The sequence below is a fragment of the Dactylosporangium sp. NPDC051484 genome, from assembly GCF_040689395.1.
Lineage (GTDB): Bacteria > Actinomycetota > Actinomycetes > Mycobacteriales > Micromonosporaceae > Dactylosporangium.
In genome coordinates, this window is the sequence record NZ_JBFAZX010000004.1 from 332,079 (window position 1) to 352,182 (window position 20,104).

Genomic DNA, 20,104 nt, shown 5'->3' on the forward strand with positions numbered 1-20,104 from the left:
CGAAAGCGGCACCGTAGTGGTCAGCAACCCCCGCAGGTTCTGGATCGTTCTGCTCACCACGGCGGCGGCACTCGCCGCCGCGGCCGCCATCGACCCCGTCCTCGGCCTGGTCACCGTCGCCGCGGTCGCGGGCTCGGTCGCGCTGGTGTGCGCCGGGGGCCTGATCCGGCTGGCGTTACGCATCCACCGCGGGCGGGGCGGCTTCGGGCCGTGCCGCGGTGCCGGGTTCCTCGGTCTGGGCGCGCTGTTCACCGGCGCCGGGGTGAGCGTCACCGGCCTGCCGTGGTTCGACCCGGGACCGGTCGCCGCCGGGACGGCGCTGACCGCCGTCCCGGCGTACCTGCTGGGCCTGCTGCTGCTTCCGGGCGCCGCGCCGAGCCTCGGCGCCCGGCTGCGCCGCCTGCTCGACGGCGCCGGCATCGGCGTCAGCCTGTTCTACTGCGCCTGGGTCTTGGCGCTGGGCCGCTCGGCGCCGGCCGCCGCGCCGCTGCGACTGGCGGTCGCGCTGACCGGGTGCGTCGCCGTCGCGGTCGCCGTCTGCACCGGTTTGCGCGCGGTGCGCCACCCCCGGGCGGCTCTGGGCTGTAGCGGCGGCGCGGCCCTGTCGATCGTCGGCGTCGACGTGTACGCCCTGCTGCTGCTCGGCCACCACCGCGCCTGGCCGCAGGCGCCGGGCGTGGTCAGCGCCGGGCTGGTCGTCGCGGGGCTGGCGATGGTCGCCGGCCCCTTCCTCATCGCGGCCGGCGCCCGCCGCGCCGACGACGAGCCCACGAGGCCGCACGCCGCCGACGAGGGCGGGTCGTTCGCCGGCTATCCGCTGTTCATCGGCCCGGCCCTGCTCGCCGTCGCGGTGTCCGTGTTCCACCTGCTCACCGGGGGGCACTTCGACAACACGTCGGTGGCCCTGGGCAGCGCCGCCTTCGCCGCGCTCGCGGTGCGGGAGTTCCTCGCCGCGCGGGACATCCGGCGCTACGCGCACACCCTCGCCGGCCGCGAGGCGCGCTTCCGCACCCTCGTCTCCGGGTCGACGGACGTGGCGATCGTGCTGGACGCGGACCTCGTCGTGCGCTGGCAGTCGCCGGCCGCCGCCCGCCAGTTCGGCCTGTCCGACCAGGACACGCTCGGCCGGCCCCTGACCGACCTGCTGCACCCAGCCGACGCCGCGCCCGCCGCCGCGGTTCTGCGGGCGGTGGTCCTTGATGGCCACCAGCACGCGCTGATCCGGGCCCGGCTGCGCGACGGCTTCGGCCGCTGGCGGGACACCGAGTCCACGGTCAGCGACCAGCGTGGCGCGCCGGAGGTGGGCGGGCTCGTGGTACACGTGCGGGACATCGGCGACCGCGCCCAGCTGCAGCGCAGCCTGGACGAGGTCACCTGGACCGACGACCAGACGGGCCTGGCCAACCGGCGCAGGTTCGTCACCGCCGCGAGCGAGGCCCGCGCCGGCGGGCGCAACGGCTCGCTGCTCGCGCTGGAGCTGGAGCGCTTCGAGAGCGTCGCCGATCTGCACGGCCCGGCGGTCGCGGGCGCGGTGCTCATCGAGGCCGCCCGCCGGCTGCGCGCCGTGGCCGCCCGCGACGATCTGCCGGCCCGGCTCGGCACGGCGGCGTTCGCGGTGCTGACGGAGGCGCCGCTGGTACACGCCTTCGCCCTCGCCACCCGGCTGGCCACGGCCCTGGCCGAGCCGTTCCACCTGCCCGGCCACACCGTGCACCTCGCCGCCGACGTCGGCGTCGCCGACCTGCTCGGCGCCGGCAGCGCGGAGGAGGCGCTGCGCCACGCCGACGTGGCCCGCCGCCGGGCTCGCCAGCTCGCCCGGGGCCGTGGCGGCGGCCGGGTCGAGTGCTACGACGAGTCGTTCGAGACCGCGCTGGTGCGCCGCACCGAGATCGAGCAGCAGCTACCCGGCATGATCGGCCGCGGCGAGCTGGACCTGGTCTTCCAGCCCGTCGCCGACCTCGCCACCCGCCAGCCGGTCGGCGTGGAGGCGCTGCTGCGCTGGCGGCACCCGCGGCTGGGCTCGATCCCGCCGGCCGAGTTCCTGCCGATCGCCGAGGAGCTCGGCGCCGGCATCGCCGACGAGATCGGGGAGTGGGTGCTGCACAGCGCGTGCCGGCAGCTGTCCCGCTGGCGCCGCGACGGCCGGGAGCTGTGGATCTCGGTGAACGTCACGGCCCGCCAGCTCACCGGCGACGGCTGGCTGGCCGCGGTCGCCACCGCCGTGGACACCCACTGCGTGCCCGCCGAGGCGCTCGTCGTCGAGGTGGCCGAGGCGGCGCTGCCCGACGACGCGTTCGCGGTCGAGGCGCTGGCCGGCCTGCGCGCCCTCGGCGTGCGGACCGCCCTCGACCACTTCGGCACCGGCCCGACGGCCCTGGCCCACCTGCGCCGCCTGCCGATCGACGTGCTGAAGATCGACCAGGCGCTGTTCAGCGAGCCCGCCGGCCGCCGCGGCCCGGCCACGCCGATCGTGGACGTGGTCGTGGGGCTGGCGCGGCGCCTGGGCATCGACGTGATCGCGTGCGGCCTGGAGACCGAGTCGCACGTCGACGTGGTACGCGCCGCGGGCTGCCCCCTCGGCCAGGGCTTCCTGATCAGCCCGCCGGACCACGCCGAGCACGTCGAGGCCTACCTGGAGCACCACCGCATCCCGCTGCTGTAGCGGCACGCCCCTTCGGCAGCGCCGAGCCGCGACGGGGGCGGCTCAGGCCCGGGCGTCGTCGGGGGGCGGCGTGCGCAGCGTCAGGATCAGGTCCAGCACGAGCGCCGTCCAGCCCGTCTGGTGCGCCGCGCCCAGTCCCGCCCCGGTGTCGCCGTGGAAGTACTCGTAGAACAGCAGCAGGTCGTGCCACTCCGGGTGGTTCTGGAACAGTTCCACGTCGCCGAAGACGGGGCGGTGGCCGTGCTCGTCGTCGAGGAACAGCCGGACCAGGCGGCGGGACAGGTCGTCGGCCACCGCGGCGAGGGTCGCCATCCGGCCGCTGTTCGCCGGATACTCCACCTGCAGGTCGTCGCCGAAGAACTCGGCGAAGCGGCGCACCGCCTCGATCAGGATGTAGTTGACCGGCATCCAGATCGGGCCCCGCCAGTTCGAGTTGCCGCCGAAGAGGCCGCTCGTGGACTCGCCGGGCTCGTAGCCGACGGTGTAGGCGTGGTCGCCGAGCTGCACCGTGAAGGGCTCGTCCTTGTGCGCCCGGGAGAGGGTGCGCAGCCCGTACGGCGAGAGGAACTCCTCCTCGTCCAGCATCCGCTGCAGGATGCGGATCAGCTGGTCCGGCCCGACCATCGACAACAGTCGCAGCTGCTGGCCGCCGCGGCTCTTCTTCGCCCCGACCACGTCGCCGTACTCGGGCTTGTTGGTCAGGAACCAGCGCAGCCGGGCGGCCACGTCGGGCAGCCGGCGCAGCGTCGTGGAGCTGATGATCGTGGTCGCGGTCAGCGGCAGGAGACCGACGACGGAGCGCACCTTGAGCGGGATCTGCCGCCCGTCGGCGGTGCGCAGCACGTCGTAGAAGAACGCCTCCTCCTCGTCCCACAGCCCGAACTCGTAGGCGGCGTCGGCGATGTAGGCGAAGTGCTCGAGGAACTTGGCGGCGATGTCCTCGTACACCCGGTCGTGCACGGCGAGGGTGAGCGACATGTCGAGCAGGTTGAGGGCGTACATCGCCATCCAGGCGGTGCCGTCGCTCTGCTCGAGCCGGCCGCCGACCGGCAGCGCGGCGGAGCGGTCGAACGGCCCGACGTTGTCCAGGCCGAGGAAGCCGCCCTCGAAGACGTTGTTGCCCTCCGCGTCCTTGCGGTTGACCCACCAGGTGAAGTTCAGCAGCAGCTTGTGCAGCACCCGGGCGAGGAAGTCGAAGTCGCGCGAGCCGTCCAGGACGAACACCCGCAACGCGGCCCAGGCGTGCACGGGCGGGTTGACGTCGCCGAACGCCCACTCGTAGGCCGGGATCTGCCCGTTGGGGTGCATGTACCACTCGCGCAGGAGCAGCAGCAGCTGCTCCTTGGCGAAGCCGGGGTCGACGCGGGCGATCGCCACGCAGTGGAAGGCCAGGTCCCAGGCGGCATACCAGGGGTACTCCCACGGATCGGGCATGGACAGCACGTCGCAGCTGTTCATGTGCCACCAGTGGCTGTTGCGCCCGTAGCGGCGGCTGTCCGGCGGCGGCTCGGAGACCGGGTCGCCCTGCAGCCAGCGTGCCACGTCGAAGTGGAAGAACTGCTTGCCCCACATGAGCCCGGCGACCGCCTGCCGGACGATCATCTTCTCCTCAGCGCTGGCCGCGGCGGGCACCAGCGCGTCGAAATACGCGTCGGCCTCGGTCTCCCGCCTCGACATCGCGGACTCGAAGCCGGCCTTCAGGTCGGCCGGGGCGAGGTCCTTGGCGCCGGGGGCGTTGAGGTTGAGCCGCAGCCGGATCTCGTGCGAGCCGCCGGCGGGCACCGAGATCTGGTAGTGCAGCGCGGCCTTGGTCCCGACGCCGGCGGGGTTGACACTGTCGGCGCCGTGGATGATGTGGTCGCCGATACCGTCCTTGGGGTACTCGCGGCCGGGCTTGCCCCAGATCCGCTGCCCGTTGGTCTCGTTGTTGCAGAACAGCGGGCGCGGCGCCCCGTCGCCGGTGAGCGCGAGGCGGCCGAGCAGCCGGTGCTCGGCCAGCAGGCCGTTGTCCTTGGCGCGGATCTCAGGTATGTAGTCGCGGCCGGGCAGCCCCCACGACCAGGTGTTGCGGAACCACAGCGTCGGCAGGAGGTGCAGGGTGGCCGGGTCGGGCCCCATGTTGCGGATGTGGATCCGGATGCACATGTCGGTCGGACCGGCCTTGGCGTAGTCGACCTCGACCGCCCAGTACCGGTCCTCGTCGAAGATGCCGGTGTCGACGAGCTCGTACTCCGGCTCGGCACGCCCGCGGCGGCAGTTCTCCGCGACCAGGTCGTCGTACGGGAACGCCTGCTGCGGGTAGTGGTAGCGCCACTTCATCCACGAGTGCGTCGGCGTGGAGTCCAGATACCACCAGTACTCCTTGACGTCCTCGCCGTGGTTGCCGAGGTCGCCGCCGAGGCCGAACATCCGCTCCTTGAGGATCGCGTCCTTGCCGTTCCACAGGGCGAGGGCGAAGCAGAACGTCTGCCGGTCGTCGCAGATGCCGGCCATGCCGTCCTCGTTCCACCGGTACACCCGGGACCGCGCGTGGTCGTGCGGGAAGTGGTCCCAGGCGTTGCCGTGCGCGCTGTAGTCCTCGCGGACGGTGCCCCAGGCACGCTCGGACAGGTAGGGCCCCCAGCCCCGCCATGGGCGCTCCCCGCTGTCGGCTTCGGCCAGCCGCCGGCGCTCGGCGTTCCCGTCGTCCTCGATCACGCGCCTGTTCTCCTCACGGGCCCATTCTCCGTCGTTCATGTTTCGGTCAAGTGGTGGCCCGGCCCCTTCACCCCTTACGTGGCTTTTGTTAGTACACCAAGCCGCCCCTTGATCGATAATTTTGTGGCGAACCGCTCGCCGGTCGCCACCCCCAGCCACCAAGATTGTGCACATGGTGGTCTTCGGTGCCCAGATATGTGGTGATTTGGCGTTTGGAGCGACGCGTGAGTGGCTTGTCCCGGATGGGGCCGGCGGCTACGCGATGGGCACCGTGCCGGGGCTGCGGACCCGGCGGTACCACGGGCTGCTCATCGTCGCCGAGCCCGGGCAGCCCGCCCGGCGCCACCTCGGCCTGGCCGCGCTCGACCCGGTGCTCACCCTGCCCTCCGGCGCCACCGTCGAGCTCGCGGTGCACGAGTGGGCCGGCGGAGCGATCGGCCCAGCCGGGCACACCCTGCTGGAGCGCTTCGACCTCGTCGACGGGCTGCCCCGCTGGCGCTGGCGGATCGGCCCGGTGGTGATCGAGCGCGAGCTGGCCATGGTGCACGGCCGGGCGCACCTCGGCGTCGTGCACCGGCTCGTCAGCGCGCCGGGCCCGGTCACGCTCGCCCTCAAGGCGCTGGTCACCTGGCGCGACGTGCACGGCGAGCGCACCGCCGGCGGCCCCGCCCCGCACGTCGAGGCGCACGACGCCGGGGCGGTGATCGAGCGCTCCTTCAGCCTCGCCGGCCCCGGGTTCACCGGGATCGGGCAGTGGTACCGCGGGGCGCACGCCCGCCTGGAGCAGGAGCGCGGGCTGGCGGCGCAGGAGGACCTGTGGTGCGCCGGGCAGTTCACCGCGCGGCTGGAGCCGGGGGAGAGCGTCGAGGTCGAGGCCTGGGCCGGGACGGACGCGGCGCTCGGCGCGCAACGCATCGTCGAGCGGGCCCGGCGGCGCGCCCAGGCGCTGACCCACGACGCCGCCGACGAGGTGGACCGCGCCCTGGTGCTCGCCGCCGACGCGTTCGTGGTCGCCGGCGCCACGGGCGCGCCCGACGTCATCGCCGGGTATCCGTGGTTCGGCACGTGGTCGCGCGACACGATGACGTCCTACGAGGGCCTCTTCCTGTCCACCGGGCGGCACGACGAGGGCCGCGAGCTGCTGCGCGCCTACGCCGCCACGCTCGACGACGGCATGCTCGCCAACACCGCCGACACCGGCCGCACCGAGCACAACACCGTCGACGCCACCCTGTGGTTCCTGCACGCCGTCGAGCGGCACGTGGCCGGCAGCGGCGACGACGACCTGGCCGCGGAGATCCTCCCCGCGCTCGACGAGGTGGTCGCCGCCCACCTGCGGGGCACCCGCTACGGCATCCGGGCCGACGCCGACGCCCTGATCACGCAGGGTGCCCCGGGCGTCGCGCTCACCTGGATGGACGCCCGGGTCGACGGGGTCCCGATCACGCCGCGGGCCGGCAAGCCGGTCGAGGTGAACGCGCTGTGGATCAACGGGCTCGGCGCGGTCGCGGCGCTGCGGGAGCGCCTCGGCCAGGACGCCGGCGACACCCTCGCGCTGCTGCGCCGGGCGCGGGAGAGCTTCGAGCGGCGCTTCCCGCTGGATCGGGGGGCGCGGCTGTACGACGTCGTCGACGGCCCGGCGGGCGACGACCCCTCGCTGCGCCCCAACCAGTTGCTGGCGTGGAGCCTGCCCCGCGGCCCGATGCGTGGCCGGCCCGCGCCCGGGGCCGCGTCGGCCCTGCTCACGCCGCTCGGGCCGCGCAGCCTCGCGCCGTCGGACCCGGCGTACGTGGGTGCCCACGCGGGCGGGCCGGCGCAGCGCGACGCCGCCTACCACCAGGGCACGGTGTGGCCCTGGATGATCGGCCCGTACGCGGATGCCCACCCGGCCCCGTCCGCGCGGCAGCACGGCGAACTCCTGCGGGGCCTCGAGGCGCACCTGTGGGAGTGGGGTGTCGGTTCGGTCAGCGAGACGGCGGACGGGGACCCGCCGCACCGGGCGACGGGCTGTCCGTTCCAGGCCTGGTCGGTCGCGGAGACTCTTCGGGTGCGAAGGAACACCCCGCCCGTACGGCGGAATGTCGGCTGACCGTTACACCAAAGAAATCAGATTTGCCACCGCGGTAACCCTCGCCGGGCAGGATGAGATTCAACCCACCCAACAGCTCACACGCGGGGGCGAGACCGCGTGTGTACCCGCTGCCGTGCGTGGGTATCTAGGCGAGCGTTTTGATCAACGATCTGTGGGGGCGGCCACGTGAGTGAGACCATCGGGACCGGGAATCGACAACCGTTGCGCATTCTGATGCTCTCGTGGGAATACCCGCCGGTGGTCGTGGGTGGCCTGGGCCGCCACGTCCACGCCCTGGCGACGTCCCTGGTGACGGCGGGACACGAGGTGACGGTCGTGACTCGGCACGCGCCCGGCGCACCGCTGGAGGAGTACGCCGAGGGCGTGCGGATCGTGCGGGCCGCCGAGGACCCGCCGCTGTTCCCGCTGACGACCTCGACGCTGCTGGCCTGGACCATGGCGTTCAACCACACGCTGACGCGGGCCGCGCTGCGCGCCGCGTCCACCGGTGAGTACGACGTGGTCCACGCCCACGACTGGCTGGTCACGCACACCGCGGTGACCCTCAAGGAGTCCCTCGACCTGCCGCTGGTGGCGACCATCCACGCCACCGAGGCCGGGCGGCACCAGGGCTGGCTGCCCGACGAGATGAACAAGTGCATCCACTCCGTCGAGTGGTGGCTCGGACACGAGGCGTGCCGCGTCGTCGTCTGCTCCGAGTACATGCGCTGGGAGGTCACGCGGCTGCTCGACCTCGCGCCGGCGCGGGTGTCGGTGGTGGCCAACGGCGTGGACGCGAGCGTCTGGCGGGCGCCGTCCCGGGCAGTCAATGCGGCCCGGGCGCGGTTCGCCGCCGACGGGCCCCTGCTGGGGTACGCCGGGCGGCTGGTCTACGAGAAGGGCGTGCAGGACCTCATCGCCGCGCTGCCGGAGCTGCGCGCCCGGCACAACGGCCTGCGGGTCGTCATCGCCGGCGACGGTCCGCACCGCGGCGAGCTGCAGGAGGAGGTGCGCCGGCTGCGGCTGCAGCGCGCGGTCAGCTTCGCCGGCTTCATGGGCGAGGGCGAACTGCCCGCGCTCATGGCCGCCACCGACGCCCTCGTCGTGCCGAGCATCTACGAGCCGTTCGGCATGGTCGCGCTGGAGGGCGCCTCCGCGGGCGCGCCGCTCGCCGTCGCGGCCACCGGCGGGCTCGCCGAGATCGTCGAGCCCGGCGTCACCGGCGTGACGTTCCCGGCCAAGAGCCCCGACGCGCTGGCCGCGTCCGTCGGCACCCTGCTGGAGGACGAGTCGTTCGCGCGCCGGGTCGCCAAGCGGGCGCGCTCGATGGTCAGCGAGCGCTACGGCTGGTCGACGATCGCGAACAACACCGCCGACGTGTACACCACAGCGATCACCGAGGCGCCCGGCTTCGCGGCGAAGCAGGCCGCCGCGTTCCTCGAGCACGGCCGGCCGCAGATCGTCGTACCGGAGGGTAATCTCCTGACGCTGTGACCGAGCGGCGACGGATCGAATTTCTGACGGCCCCGGTGATGCGATTCGCCGGGGCCGGTCGCATATTTCGCTTTTCGGGTCTCGCCACGGCGTTGCTTCCCCGGTACGGTTTCCCAGGTACAGCGACCGGAGTCGATCAGGACGGCAACTGGGTTGAGCGGCAGCGCTGATGAGGTACTCGGCAACAGGTACCGGCTGATCGCACCCGTCGGCACCGGCGGCATGGCTGTGGTGTGGCGGGCCCGAGATCTCGTGCTCGACCGTGACGTCGCCGTCAAGCTGCTCGCCGGGGAGCTGGCGAGCAAGGCCGGCAACCGCGAGCGGATCCGCGCCGAGGCCCAGGTGGTCGCCCGGCTGCAGCACCCCAACATCACGGCCGTGCACGACTACGGCGAGGCCGGCGACCTCGCCGGCGGGCGCAACGGCCGTCGCCCGTATGTGGTCATGGAACTGCTGGAGGGCGAACTGCTCTCCGATCGGCTGCGCTCCGGGCCGATGTCGTGGCGCCGCGCCACCCAGATCTGTGCGCAGGTCGCCGCCGGGCTCGCCGCCGCGCACGAGCGCGGGGTCGTGCACCGCGACATCAAGCCCAGCAACGTCATGCTCACCCCCGCCGGCGCGAAGATCCTCGACTTCGGCGTCGCCGGGCTCACCGGCTCCTTCGACCCCGACGACGAGCGCGACGGCACCGTCTTCGGCACGCCCGCGTACCTCGCCCCGGAGCGGCTGCTCGGCGGCGGCGTCATCCCGGCCACCGACGTGTACACCGTCGGGCTGCTGGCCTACCGCTGCCTGACCGACCGGCTGCCCTGGCACGCGGACACGCCGACGCAGATGATCGCCAACCACGTGTACGAGCCGCCGCACCCGCTGCCGGAGATCCCCGGCCTGCCGCCCGAGGTGGCCCGCCTGGTCGGCCGCTGCCTGGCCAAGGACCCCGACGCCCGGCCGCCCGCGGTCGAGGTGGCCCGGGTGCTGGCCGCGGCGACCGGGATCCACGTCGTGCTGCCCGGCGCGGACGGCTCCTCCACGCAGGAGGTGCACGGGCCGGTCGATCCCGAGTCCCGGTGGGCGCTGCCCGGTCCCCGCCGGCCACGCCGCGGCCGCGACAACGCCCGCCGCACGTGGGTGGCCATCGCGGCGACCATGGCCGCGGCCGGCGCCACCACCGGCATGATCGCGTGGAAGCCGTGGGCGCCCAAGCCCGGGTGCAACGTCGACTTCTACATCCACCCGCAGTTCGCCCCAAAGGTCGACAAGCCGTTCGAGGCCCGGGTCACCGTCGCCAACGTCGGCAACCGCACCGTGGACCCGTGGACGCTGCGCTTCGTCTTCCGCGGCGGCCAGACGGTCGACCGCGTCGAGGGCGTCAGCCAGTATCAGCCCGGAGTCGGCGGCCAGGTGGTCACCGGGCTGGTGCCGTTGCCGCCCGGCAAGGCGGTCACCTTCGGTTTATGGGGCCACGGCGGCGCCCCGCGCCCACCGAGCGACTTCGTGCTCAACGACGTCCCCTGCGACCAGCGCACCGCCCATCGCGGGCCGCAGGACTCGCTCCCGGCGATCACCGAGATCGTCGACGCGCCGGTGGAGCGGTCGCGCCCGCCGACCAACCAGCCGGGCCCGCCCGGCGGCGACCCGAACAATCCGGGCCCGCCGCCGGGCGGCGACCCGAACAACCCCGGCCCGCCGCCCGGCGGCGACCCGAATGACCCGGGCCACCGCACCGGCCAGCCGGGCCCGCCGACCGGCTACGTCGCGACCACCTCGCCGGCCCAGCGCGCCCGCCGCAAGCCGGGCCCGAGGTGAGGCCCGGGACGATCCGCCGGGCCGCGCCGCCGGAGGCCGAAGGGGGCCGCCGGAGATCATCGCGGGTGGTGATCGGCGGCGCTGCGGCATGGGGGACAATGGTCTGATGCGATTCGGCGTTTTGGGCACGGGACACTGGGCGACGGTCACGCAGGCGGCCGGGCTCTCGACACACCCCTCGGCGACACTCGCCGGCGTCTGGGGCCGCAGCCCTGACAAGACGGCCGACCTGGCGTCGCGATACGGGGTGCCCGCGTATGACGACGTCGACGCGCTGTTGCGCGACGTCGACGCCGTCGCGATCGCGCTGCCGCCGGACGTGCAGGCGCCGCTCGCCGTGCGTGCCGCCAAGGCCGGCAAGCACCTGCTGCTCGACAAGCCGCTCGCCCTCGACCCGGCCGCCGCCGACCAGGTCGTCGCCGCCGCCAAGGAGGCGGGGGTCGCCTCCGTCGTGTTCTTCACCAACCGCTTCGTGCCGTCGATCGACGCGTTCCTGCGCGACAACGCGGCCCTCGGCGGCTGGTATGCGGCCCACGGCACGATCTACACCTCGATCTTCCAGCCCGGCAACCCCTACGCCGGGTCGGTCTGGCGCAAGCAGCACGGCGGCCTGTGGGACCTCGGCCCGCACGCGCTGTCCGTGATACTGCCGCTGCTCGGGCCCGTGGTCGACCTCTCCGCCGCCGAGGGGCCGCGCGACACCGTCCACCTGCTGCTGCGCCACGAGGGCGGGGCGGCGAGCACGCTCTCCCTCACCCTCGACGCCGCGCTGGACGCCACCAGCTTCGGCTTCTCGTACTTCGGCGAGCACGGCGCCACGACCCTGCCCGAGTCGGACATCACCCAGGTCGAGGCGTTCGGGGCCGCGGTGTCGGCCCTGCTCGACTCGGCCACGACCGGCGTGCCGCACGTGTGTGACGCCGCCTTCGGCGCGCAGGTGGTGCGCATCCTCGCCGCCGCCGAGAAGGCACGCAGCACGTCGACGATCGTCGCGGTCTAGTAGCGGCGTCGATCTTGCAGTTGTGGTGCCTGCCAAACCGGACATTCAGGGAGCGTCTCGGCACCACAACTGCAAGATCGACAAGGGTGATGTGGACGGGTGAGCCGCCTCACCGCATCCGGCCGATCGTGGCGCGCAGGCGGGCCAGGTCGCGCAGGCGGCGCTCGTAGGTCACCGCGAACCCGACCAGCAGCGCACCCCCGATCGCGAGCGGTGCCCACCGGGGCAGGTAGTCCCAGTACAACCGGATCTCGTGGCCGACGAGCACCGCGAGCACGACCCCGCCGACCCCGATCGGCGCCTTCAACCGAAGTCGCGCGCCGGCCAGCACCACGCCGATCGCGGCCGTCCCGAGCAGCAGCCGCCGTCCCGGATCGCCCGGCGTGACGAGCACCAGGGCCAGGCTGGGCACGAACCCGGCGAGCAGCCCCGGCCCGAACGCCGACCAGCTGGTCAGCGCCGGGTTGCGCCGCGCGGCGAACCATCCGGCGGCCACGGCGACCGCCCCCAACGGCGCCGTGTACGCCTCGGTCAGGGACACGTCCCCGGCGACGAGCACCAGCTCGTACGCGAGCAGCTCGGCCACGATCGCCGCCGCCGTGTACGCGGTCCGCGCCACGCCGGCGAGCGCCCGCAGGCCGAGCGCCACGCCCCACAGCCCGGCGACCCCGGCCGCCGCGGCCGCGTCGCCGGTCGTGAGCAGCGCCGCCACCAGGGCCGTGGCGTGCGCGACGGCGTCGAGCAGGCGCCCCTCGACCCCCGTCGTCCACGCGCCGCGCCCGTCTACGGACCCGGCCGGCAGCGGGCGGCCCCGCAACAGCCGGCCCGCGGCGAGGGCGATCGCGGCGGCGAGCAACACCCAGTACGCCGACGCGCGCAACGGCAGGTCCGCGGCCCGCGCGGCGGCGAACGCCAGCCACGCGCCGCTCACGCCGGCGACCGGCCAGGCCAGGACACGGGCGACGGTGGTGCGCCCGAGCAGGCCGGCGAGCACCGCGGCGGCGACGACCGCGCCGAGGGCGGACAGTGTCGTCGCCGGCGCGGCCAGGCAGCCGGCCAGGCCGGCCACGATGCCGGACCAGCACGTCACGGCGCCGAGCGCGGCGCCCGGGGAGGGGCGGCGCAGGGCCGCGGCGAGCGCGGTGGCCAGGCCCGCGGCGAGGGTGACCGCCGGCACCACGGGCCACGGCGCCCCGGCCGCCACGCACGCCAGGACCAGGCCGAGGGCGGCCGGCGGCGCCGCGAGGTTCCAGGCCGCCGCGCCGACCCGCCGGGCGACCGGCACCGCCAGCACGGCCAGCACCGCGAGGGTGGCGGCCGCCGCGGCCGGGCCGAAGGCTGCCGGGGTGTCGGCCCACCATTCGTTGCTGCTGGGGCTCAGCCCCACGCCCGCCGGTGCGCCATGCCAGATGGCACCGAGCCAGGCCAGCGGTCGTAGCAGCGCCTGAGCGGCTGCGGGGAGCAGCGAGAGCACCGCCAGCACCACCGGCACCAGCGCGGGAGCCGCGTGACCGAGCCGCACCGCCCCGCGGCCGTCCCCGGCGAGCGGCGGCGTCTCGCCGGGCGAGGGCTCGGCGCCCCTGTCACCGGCGACAGACGGTCCGACCGCACTGCCGGCCGGCAGCGCCCGGCCCGGGTCGCCGGTAGGTGGCGTCATGCCGGGCGGCGGTTGGGCGTCGCTGGCGGTCGGTGGTGTCCGGGCCGGATCGCCGATCGGTGGCGTCCAGGCCGCGTCGCCGGTGGGCGGTGTTCTGGTGGCATCGGCGGCGGCCCGCGGTGGTGTGGCGGGCAGTGGCACCACGGTCTCGTCGGTGGTGGCCGCCGTCAGTGGTGAGCGGAATCCGCGGGCGGCGAGCCAGGTGCCGGCGAGGGCGACCGCCGCGTACGTGCCGAACCACGTTGTGCCGTCGTTGCCCGCCGACAACAACGTCGCCGCGAGCGTCACGCCGGCGCCCGCCGTGGCGGTGGCGACCGTGCCGGGGACGCGGGCGCGGTTGCCCAGCAGCAAGACCGCGACGATCAGCGCCGCCAGGCCGGCCGTGGCGCCGAGGAGGGCGGGCGGGAGGAGGCCCGATTCCGCGGTACCGAGGTGGAGCAGGCGGAATGCGGCGGCGGCCGTGACGGGCAGGCAGAGCAGGGCCACGACGGCGGCCGGGAGGCTCAGGCGACGCTCGGCCGCTCGGACGGCGACCACTGTGGACACTCCACCGAGGACGGCGTACACCAACAGGGTGGCGAGCGGGGTGGCGAGGCCGGCGAGCGCCAGATGCGCGGCCACGAACGGGATCGCCGCGGCGGCCCCGCGGGCGGACGTGAGCGCGATCGCGGCCAGCGCCACCAGTGCCACGGCATCCACAATGGACACCAGGGCGGTGCTGGGGGCCGGGAGCGCCGCGGGGGCGGCGAAGGCGACCAGCACGGCGGCCGTCAACGCGACCGCGCGGTGGCGCAGCGGCAGCCAGAGCGCGACGGCGAGCAGGACCAGCGCGACCGGCTCCTGCCAGTCGAACAGGCGTTGCGACAGCAGGCCCCCGAGCGGCGCCTCCTGCGGGCGCCACGCCGGCAGCGCGCGGGCGGCGGTCTGGACGGCGGCGAGGACGGCGAAGTACGCGTACGGCGCGGCGAACCCGCCGGCCACCACCAGGGCGCCCACCCGGACACCGCGGCGGACCCGCTGCGGCACGACGATCGCGGCCGCGGCGACGAGCAGCGCGAGCGCGGCGAACGCGGCGTAGCGCTGGTGCGGGAACACCTCCGCGGCCAGCCGCGCCCCGGCCACCGCGACGATGCCCGTCGCCATTCCGGCACCCACCTGTGCGGTGCGCTCATGGGACAGCCCCGCCACCACGACCAGCGCGGCGAGCAGCACCATGGCCCCCGCGGCGCGCGCGGCCGCGGGCACACCGTCCGCAGTGGCCAGCGCGTGTAGCGCGGGAGGCAGCGCCGACAGGACCGCGAGGCCCGCCGGGATCCAGGCGACCTTCTCCACGGTACGGCCCAGCAGCACGCCGATCGCCGCCACGCACACGAACACGAGCGTCCAGCCGGCCGCCCCGAAGCCGCGGTGCACCGCGAGCAGCGGCAGCACGGGCTGGAGCGCCGCGACGGCGGCCAGGCGCGGCGCGCGCAGGTGAGTGAGGGCTGCGTACCCGCCGGCGACGGCCGCGGCGAACGCGAAGGTCAGCCCCGCGTACGCGGTCGGGGTCGCGGCCCGCGCGAGGCCGGCGAGGTCGACGTACCAGGCGGCGTACCCGTCGAGGAGCACCAGCAGCACCCCGAGCGCGGCGAACGTCTCCGCGGTGGCCCGCAGCCGCCGGGCGAGCGCGACCGGCGGCACGGCGAGCGTGATGAGCGTGACGACGGCGAGGATGGCGGCGCGGCCGAGGACGCCGAAGCTGGCCCAGGCGACGGCGGTGAAGACGATGGCGGCGCTGCCCAGCAGCAGGCCGCCGAGGATGAACAGGATGTTCTGGACGGTGCGCGGGGCGGCCTCGGGCCGCTGCCCGAGGATCGTCTCGCCAGGCGGAACCGGCCCGGCCGGGCTCCCCACCGCCGCCGGCGTCTGCGCGACGCCGGCCCCGGCTGCCTTCGCCGGAGCGGGCCCGGTCCCCGCCGGCCCTGCTGTGGGCGCGTTGCTTCTCCTCGCCGTCTTTGCCGAAGCGGAGCCGGTCGCCGCCGGCCCTGGTTCGGGCGCGTTGCTTGTCCCCGCGGTCTTTGCCGACGCGGCGCCGGTGGTCGCCGCTGGTGCGGGCGCGGTGCTAGGTCCTGCCGCCGGCGTCGGCGCGACGCCGGTCCCATAGACCGGAAATTTCGCGATATCAGGCGCTATTGCCGGAATTCGCGGTTTCGTCGGGCCCACGGCGGCGACGGCGGCCTTCACCCGGGCGGCGAGCATGTTGCGCTGCGACTGGACGGCGTTGAACCGCTGCACGGCGGCGCCGTAGCGGGTGCGGGCCGCCTCGACCTCGGCGTACAACTCGACGGTGCGCTCGTTGAGTCGCACGACCTCGGCGGCGTCGGGGAAGGGCGGCCGGCCGCAGCCGCTGCAGCCGGCCTCGAGCCCGGCGGGCGCGCCGCAGAACGGGCAGGGATAGCTCACCATGCCGCACAGCATGACGCCTGGCTGTGACCAGGCGAATCGGGTGGGCTACTCAACCCCGTCTGAGTACCGGCGGCCTTTCTTCCGGGTAACCGGTCACTCGTCGAGCCCGCGCTCGATCGCGTACCGCACCAGGTCGACCCGGCTGTGCAGCTGCAACTTGCCGAGCGTGTTCTGCACGTGGTTTTGCACCGTGCGGTGGGACAGCACCAGCCGCTCGGCGATCTCCTTGTACGTCACACCCTTCGCCACCAGCCGTAGCACCTCGGTTTCGCGCTCGGTCAGCCGCGGCGCGCCGGGGTCCTCGGCCCGCGTGACGCTCGCCAGCCGCCGGAACTCGCCGAGAACGAGCCCCGCCAGCCCCGGCGTGAAGACCGGATCACCATCCGCGGTCCGCCGCACGGCCGCGAGGAACTCCGCCCGGGCCGCCGACTTAACCAGATAGCCCGTGGCCCCCGCCTTGACGGCGTCGAGCACGTCCTGCCGCTCGCCGCTCGCGGACAGCATGAGAATGCGCGCGTCCGGGCAGGAGGCGAGAATGCCCTGGATGACCTCGACCCCGGACCGGTCCGGCAGCTGCAGGTCGAGCACCACGACATCGGGCCGGACCGATCCGGCGATCCGCACCGCCTGAGCCCCTTCCCCGACGGCCGCGACCACTTCGTATCCACCCTCGGCGAGGTCGCGGGCAACTCCCTCGCGCCACATTGGATGGTCATCGACCACCATCACCCGCAGCTTCGCCCCGATGTCCACCCAAGCACCATAAACGCGGCGAGAGCGCCCGCTCACTGAGCCCCGCGACCACAGCTCCCGGCTCGCGGCGGTCCACGGCGGGACAGGCCGGGATCATCGAGGGATCAGCGAGGGATCTGCAGTTCCACCTCTGTGCCGGCGGTCGGGCTCGACGTGACGGTGACCGTGCCGCCCAGGTCGCGCATGCGGCCGCGGATCGACTGGGCGACGCCGAGGCGGCCGGCGCGCTCCGCCTCCACCAGGCGGCCGTCCGGGATGCCGGGGCCGTCGTCGCGCACCGTGACCGTGACGGCGTCGTCCAGCTCCTCCAGCAGTAGCCAGGCCTGGGCCTCGGGGCCGGCGTGGCGGGCGACGTTGTCCATGGCCGCGGCGACGGCGGCGGCGATCTCGGCGGCGACCGGCGCGGGGAGCAGCACCGGGGTCGCCGGTGAGGCGATCGTGACCGCGGTCGAGGCGTGCGCGTCGAGCAGCGTGCGCAGGTCGACGAGGTCCGGCGGCGAGGGAGCGGGAGCCGTGCGGGAAACGGCGCCCCGGCCACCCCAGCGCAACGCGACCAGCCGGCCCGAGCGAGCTCCGCGGCGGCCGGCGCCGGCGGCCCGGGTCGGACCCGAGACCGGCGAATCGGGCGCTGTGCGGCCGGCGAATCCCGCCGGATCGACCGGCCGGTCGGCGCCTGCGGCTCCGGCCACGTCGGTGGACGCGGGGGCGCCCGGGAACCCGGCCGGGTCGGGCGATGGGGCGGGGGATGGCGACGGGGTCTGGGAGAGCGTCGCGATGGGGGTGTGGGTTGGCCGGCGTAGCGGTGGGGGTGCCGACGTGACCAGAGCGCGGAGCACGGCCTCCTGCTCGCCGGCCAGGCGGCCCAGGTCGGCGGCCTCGCCGCCCAGCTCCGCGCCGCGGCGCTGGAGCAGGGCCAGGACCTGCAGGACCGAGTCGTGGATACCACGGGCCAGGCGTTCGCGCTCGCGGGTGGCGGCCTCCAGCTCGATCGCCCGCTGCATGCGGGACTCGGCGTCGATGGCCAGGCGGGCGATGTGGCCCACGCCGATGCCGGCCAGGATCATTAGGACCGGGCCATTGGCGGTGGCCTGGCTCAGGCCGTCGCGCACGACCACGTCGGCCGCGCTGAGCAGGATCGCGGCGATCGCGCCGCGGCGGCGGCCACCGGAGATGGCCCAGGCCACCACCGGGCTGGCGACCCAGGCCATCGGCAGGGTGGGGGCGCCGACGCCCAGGCCGTCGGGGTTGACGATCCAGCGGGAGGCGAGCAGGCAGCCGGCCGCGACCGCGAGGTCGGCGGTGAGCAGCGGCCAGCCGCGGCGCTCGGGGCGCGCGTAGGCGAGGCTGCTCACCGCCGTCCAGACGACCATGACGCCGATGATCAGCCAACCGCCCAAGGGCCACGCGTAGTGGCGGAAGTTGTTGATCATCAGGGCGGCGGCGTAGCCGAGCGCGGTGATGCGGAAGACCATCAGCGCCCGCCACAGTGGGCCCTCCAGGCCCGGCACCGTGTCCCGCTCGCCCCCGCGGACCATGTCAGACCCAGTGCACCGGGGGCAGGCCGGCCTCGTCGAGCGCCGCGTCGATCTTGCTGAACGGGCGGGAGCCCAGGAAGCCGGCCGGGTTCATCGGGCTGGGGTGGCCGGCCTCGATCACCCGGTGCTGCGGGTTGGTGACCAGTCCGGCCTTCTTGCGCGCATATCCGCCCCAGAGCACGAACACGACCCGCCGCTCGAAGGAGTTGAGGGCGTGGATGGCGGCGTCGGTGAAGTGCTCCCAGCCGCGCCCGGCGTGTGAGGCGGCCTTGCCGGCGCGCACCGTGAGCACCGCGTTGAGCAGCAGCACGCCGTCGGCCGCCCACGGCGTGAGGTCGCCGTTGGCGGGCGGGGTGACGCCGAGGTCGTCGCGCAGCTCCTTGTAGACGTTGCGCAGCGACGGCGGCACGGACACGCCGGGGCGCACGGAGAAACTCAGCCCGTGGGCCTGGCCCTCCTTGAAGTAGGGGTCCTGGCCCAGGATGAGCACCCGGGCCTGGTCCGGCGGGCACAGCCGGAACGCGGTGAAGAGGTCGGGCAGCGGCGGATAGACGGGGCCGGCCGCATATTCGCCCTCCACGAACGTCTGCAGGCGTTGCACCACCTCGAGGTCGAGGTGCGGCTTCATCACGTCACGCCAGGCGGCGGGGAGGAGCTCCAGCAGATCCAACGACATGCACGGCACTCTACGAGCCGCGTACGACATTTTTGGTACCGGGTGAAGAGTGCATTTATCCGGATAGATGGGACCAGGGCGTAGGCCGGACCCGTGGGGCGGCGACGGCGACCCGCTCCGCGCCGGAGCCGGTCAGCTCGGCGTAGCCGAGAGCAGCGAGGCGGTGACGACGGTGTTGCCGAGGTATCCGCCGCGCTGCCGGTCGAACGTGCCCCCGCAGGTCACCAGCTCCAGGCGGGCGTCGGGGACCGGTCCGTACACCTGCCCGGCCGGAAAGGCCGTCTTGTCGAACAACTGCACCGCGTCGACCCGGAACGTGGCCGACGAACCGTCCTCCCGGGCCACCGTCACCGCGTCGCCGGGTTTGAGCCGGCCAAGCTCGTAGAAGACCGCCGGGCCGGTGGCGGCGGTGTCGACGTGCCCGACGAGCACCGAGTTCCCGCGCTCGCCGGGGCTCGGCCCCCTGCCGTACCAGCCGACGATCTTCGGCTCTTTCAGCGACGGCGGCTCGAGTATGCCGTCGACGTTCACGTCGACGCGCTTCACGGGCGCGTCGACCCCGATCGTCCCGATGGACACCCGGACCGGCGGCGACGATCGGGTCATGTAGGCCCCCGGTACCCCGGAGAATCCGGACCCGGCCGGCACGAACGGCGGCGACGAGCCGAGCGAGCTGCCGATCATCCACACCCCGGCGACGACCAGTGCGATGATGAGCAGCGCGGGCAGCCCGTGCCACCGGCCGTCCGGCCGGACGAGAAACCTCAAGCCGGCCGGCGCCGCAGCAGCAACGCGCCCGTGGCGCCGATGACGAGGAGCCCACCGCCGGCGGCCATGAGCATGTGGTTGGGATCGTGCGCCGTGGCGCCACCGCCGGTGGGCACCCCGCCCGACGGCGAGACCACCAACTGCACGACCGTCGACGTGCCGTCCCCGCAGTCGATGCTGACGTTGAATGTCCCCTCCTGCGTGCTGGTTGGGATGTTGACCGTCACGGAGAAGGCGCCCGAGGTCTTCCCCGGTTCCATCGGGATGCGCTCCGCCAGGCCCAGCGCCGTGCCGGCCACGTCGGCCGAGCGCACGCCGTCGGCGCAGACGACGCTGAACGTGACCGGGCTGCCCGGCGTGACGGTGCTCGGCGTGACCGCGCCGCTCGGGCCGGCCGAAGGGGCGAGGACGACGGCGCCGAGCGCAGCGAGGAGAGTCTGCATGTCGTACATCTCACCGGAAACCCGGGTGAAAGCCGCACACCCACCCAGGGCGACCAATCCCAGCGGCCGTATTCGGGGTGCAACCGTTGGAACAGGG

At 74.4% G+C, this 20,104-nt stretch carries 12 protein-coding genes; 5 read left to right on the forward strand and 7 right to left on the reverse strand.

Annotated elements, in window-relative coordinates:
- Positions 1-16 precede the first annotated feature (16 nt).
- Positions 17-2,662 (forward strand): EAL domain-containing protein, encoded by a 2,646-nt coding sequence (locus AB0367_RS10300; RefSeq protein WP_366225919.1) that lies wholly within the window; start codon positions 17-19, stop codon positions 2,660-2,662.
- Positions 2,663-2,704: 42 nt separating this feature from the next.
- Here AB0367_RS10300 and AB0367_RS10305 read toward each other — a convergent pair whose 3' ends face one another.
- Complete coding sequence (locus tag AB0367_RS10305; protein ID WP_366225920.1) at positions 2,705-5,359, reverse strand: glucosidase; 2,655 nt, start codon at positions 5,357-5,359, stop codon at positions 2,705-2,707.
- Between the two features lie 166 nt (positions 5,360-5,525).
- Here AB0367_RS10305 and AB0367_RS10310 point away from each other — a divergent pair, with 166 nt between their 5' ends.
- From AB0367_RS10310 to AB0367_RS10325, 4 genes are all read left to right on the forward strand, one after another.
- Positions 5,526-7,448, forward strand: coding sequence for an amylo-alpha-1,6-glucosidase (locus tag AB0367_RS10310; protein WP_366225921.1), 1,923 nt, complete (start codon positions 5,526-5,528; stop codon positions 7,446-7,448).
- A gap of 216 nt (positions 7,449-7,664) precedes the next feature.
- Entirely contained in the window at positions 7,665-8,924 is a 1,260-nt protein-coding gene (locus tag AB0367_RS10315; protein ID WP_366226043.1) for a glycosyltransferase family 4 protein, read from the forward strand.
- Between the two features lie 153 nt (positions 8,925-9,077).
- Complete coding sequence (locus AB0367_RS10320; RefSeq protein ID WP_366225922.1) at positions 9,078-10,730, forward strand: protein kinase; 1,653 nt, start codon at positions 9,078-9,080, stop codon at positions 10,728-10,730.
- A gap of 103 nt (positions 10,731-10,833) precedes the next feature.
- A complete protein-coding gene (locus AB0367_RS10325; protein ID WP_366226044.1) occupies positions 10,834-11,730 on the forward strand; it encodes a Gfo/Idh/MocA family oxidoreductase in 897 nt (298 codons plus the stop codon).
- A 109-nt stretch (positions 11,731-11,839) separates the two neighbouring features.
- Here the strand turns inward: AB0367_RS10325 and AB0367_RS10330 are convergent, their stop codons facing one another.
- From AB0367_RS10330 to AB0367_RS10355, 6 genes are all read right to left on the reverse strand, one after another.
- Positions 11,840-15,832, reverse strand: coding sequence for a hypothetical protein (locus AB0367_RS10330; RefSeq protein WP_366225923.1), 3,993 nt, complete (start codon positions 15,830-15,832; stop codon positions 11,840-11,842).
- Between the two features lie 93 nt (positions 15,833-15,925).
- Positions 15,926-16,558 carry a response regulator transcription factor gene (locus AB0367_RS10335; protein ID WP_366226045.1) on the reverse strand — a complete coding sequence of 211 codons (633 nt, stop codon included), beginning with the start codon at positions 16,556-16,558 and terminating at the stop codon, positions 15,926-15,928.
- Between the two features lie 131 nt (positions 16,559-16,689).
- Positions 16,690-18,120: a DUF5931 domain-containing protein gene (locus AB0367_RS10340; protein ID WP_366225924.1), complete on the reverse strand. Its 1,431-nt coding sequence runs from the start codon at positions 18,118-18,120 to the stop codon at positions 16,690-16,692.
- A 1-nt stretch (position 18,121) separates the two neighbouring features.
- Entirely contained in the window at positions 18,122-18,796 is a 675-nt protein-coding gene (gene ung, locus AB0367_RS10345) for a uracil-DNA glycosylase (RefSeq protein WP_366225925.1), read from the reverse strand.
- 132 nt (positions 18,797-18,928) lie between these two features.
- The gene (locus AB0367_RS10350; protein ID WP_366225926.1) at positions 18,929-19,564 is read right to left on the reverse strand and encodes a class F sortase; all 636 of its coding nucleotides are present in this window, start codon (positions 19,562-19,564) and stop codon (positions 18,929-18,931) included.
- Positions 19,561-20,007 (reverse strand): hypothetical protein, encoded by a 447-nt coding sequence (locus tag AB0367_RS10355; protein ID WP_366225927.1) that lies wholly within the window; start codon positions 20,005-20,007, stop codon positions 19,561-19,563. The genes AB0367_RS10350 and AB0367_RS10355 overlap by 4 nt, the downstream gene beginning before the upstream one ends.
- Positions 20,008-20,104 lie beyond the last annotated feature (97 nt).

What these genes read in the sequence shown, in the direction of transcription:
- AB0367_RS10330 (WP_366225923.1), bottom strand. Translation starts at nt 15,832, where the DNA reads ATGGTGAGCTATCCCTGCCCGTTCTGCGGCGCGCCCGCCGGGCTCGAG.
- AB0367_RS10340 (WP_366225924.1), bottom strand. Translation starts at nt 18,120, where the DNA reads ATGGTCCGCGGGGGCGAGCGGGACACGGTGCCGGGCCTGGAGGGCCCA.
- AB0367_RS10355 (WP_366225927.1), bottom strand. Translation starts at nt 20,007, where the DNA reads ATGCAGACTCTCCTCGCTGCGCTCGGCGCCGTCGTCCTCGCCCCTTCG.
- ung (WP_366225925.1), bottom strand. Translation starts at nt 18,796, where the DNA reads ATGTCGTTGGATCTGCTGGAGCTCCTCCCCGCCGCCTGGCGTGACGTG.
- AB0367_RS10335 (WP_366226045.1), bottom strand. Translation starts at nt 16,558, where the DNA reads ATGGTGGTCGATGACCATCCAATGTGGCGCGAGGGAGTTGCCCGCGAC.
- AB0367_RS10315 (WP_366226043.1), top strand. Translation starts at nt 7,665, where the DNA reads ATGCTCTCGTGGGAATACCCGCCGGTGGTCGTGGGTGGCCTGGGCCGC.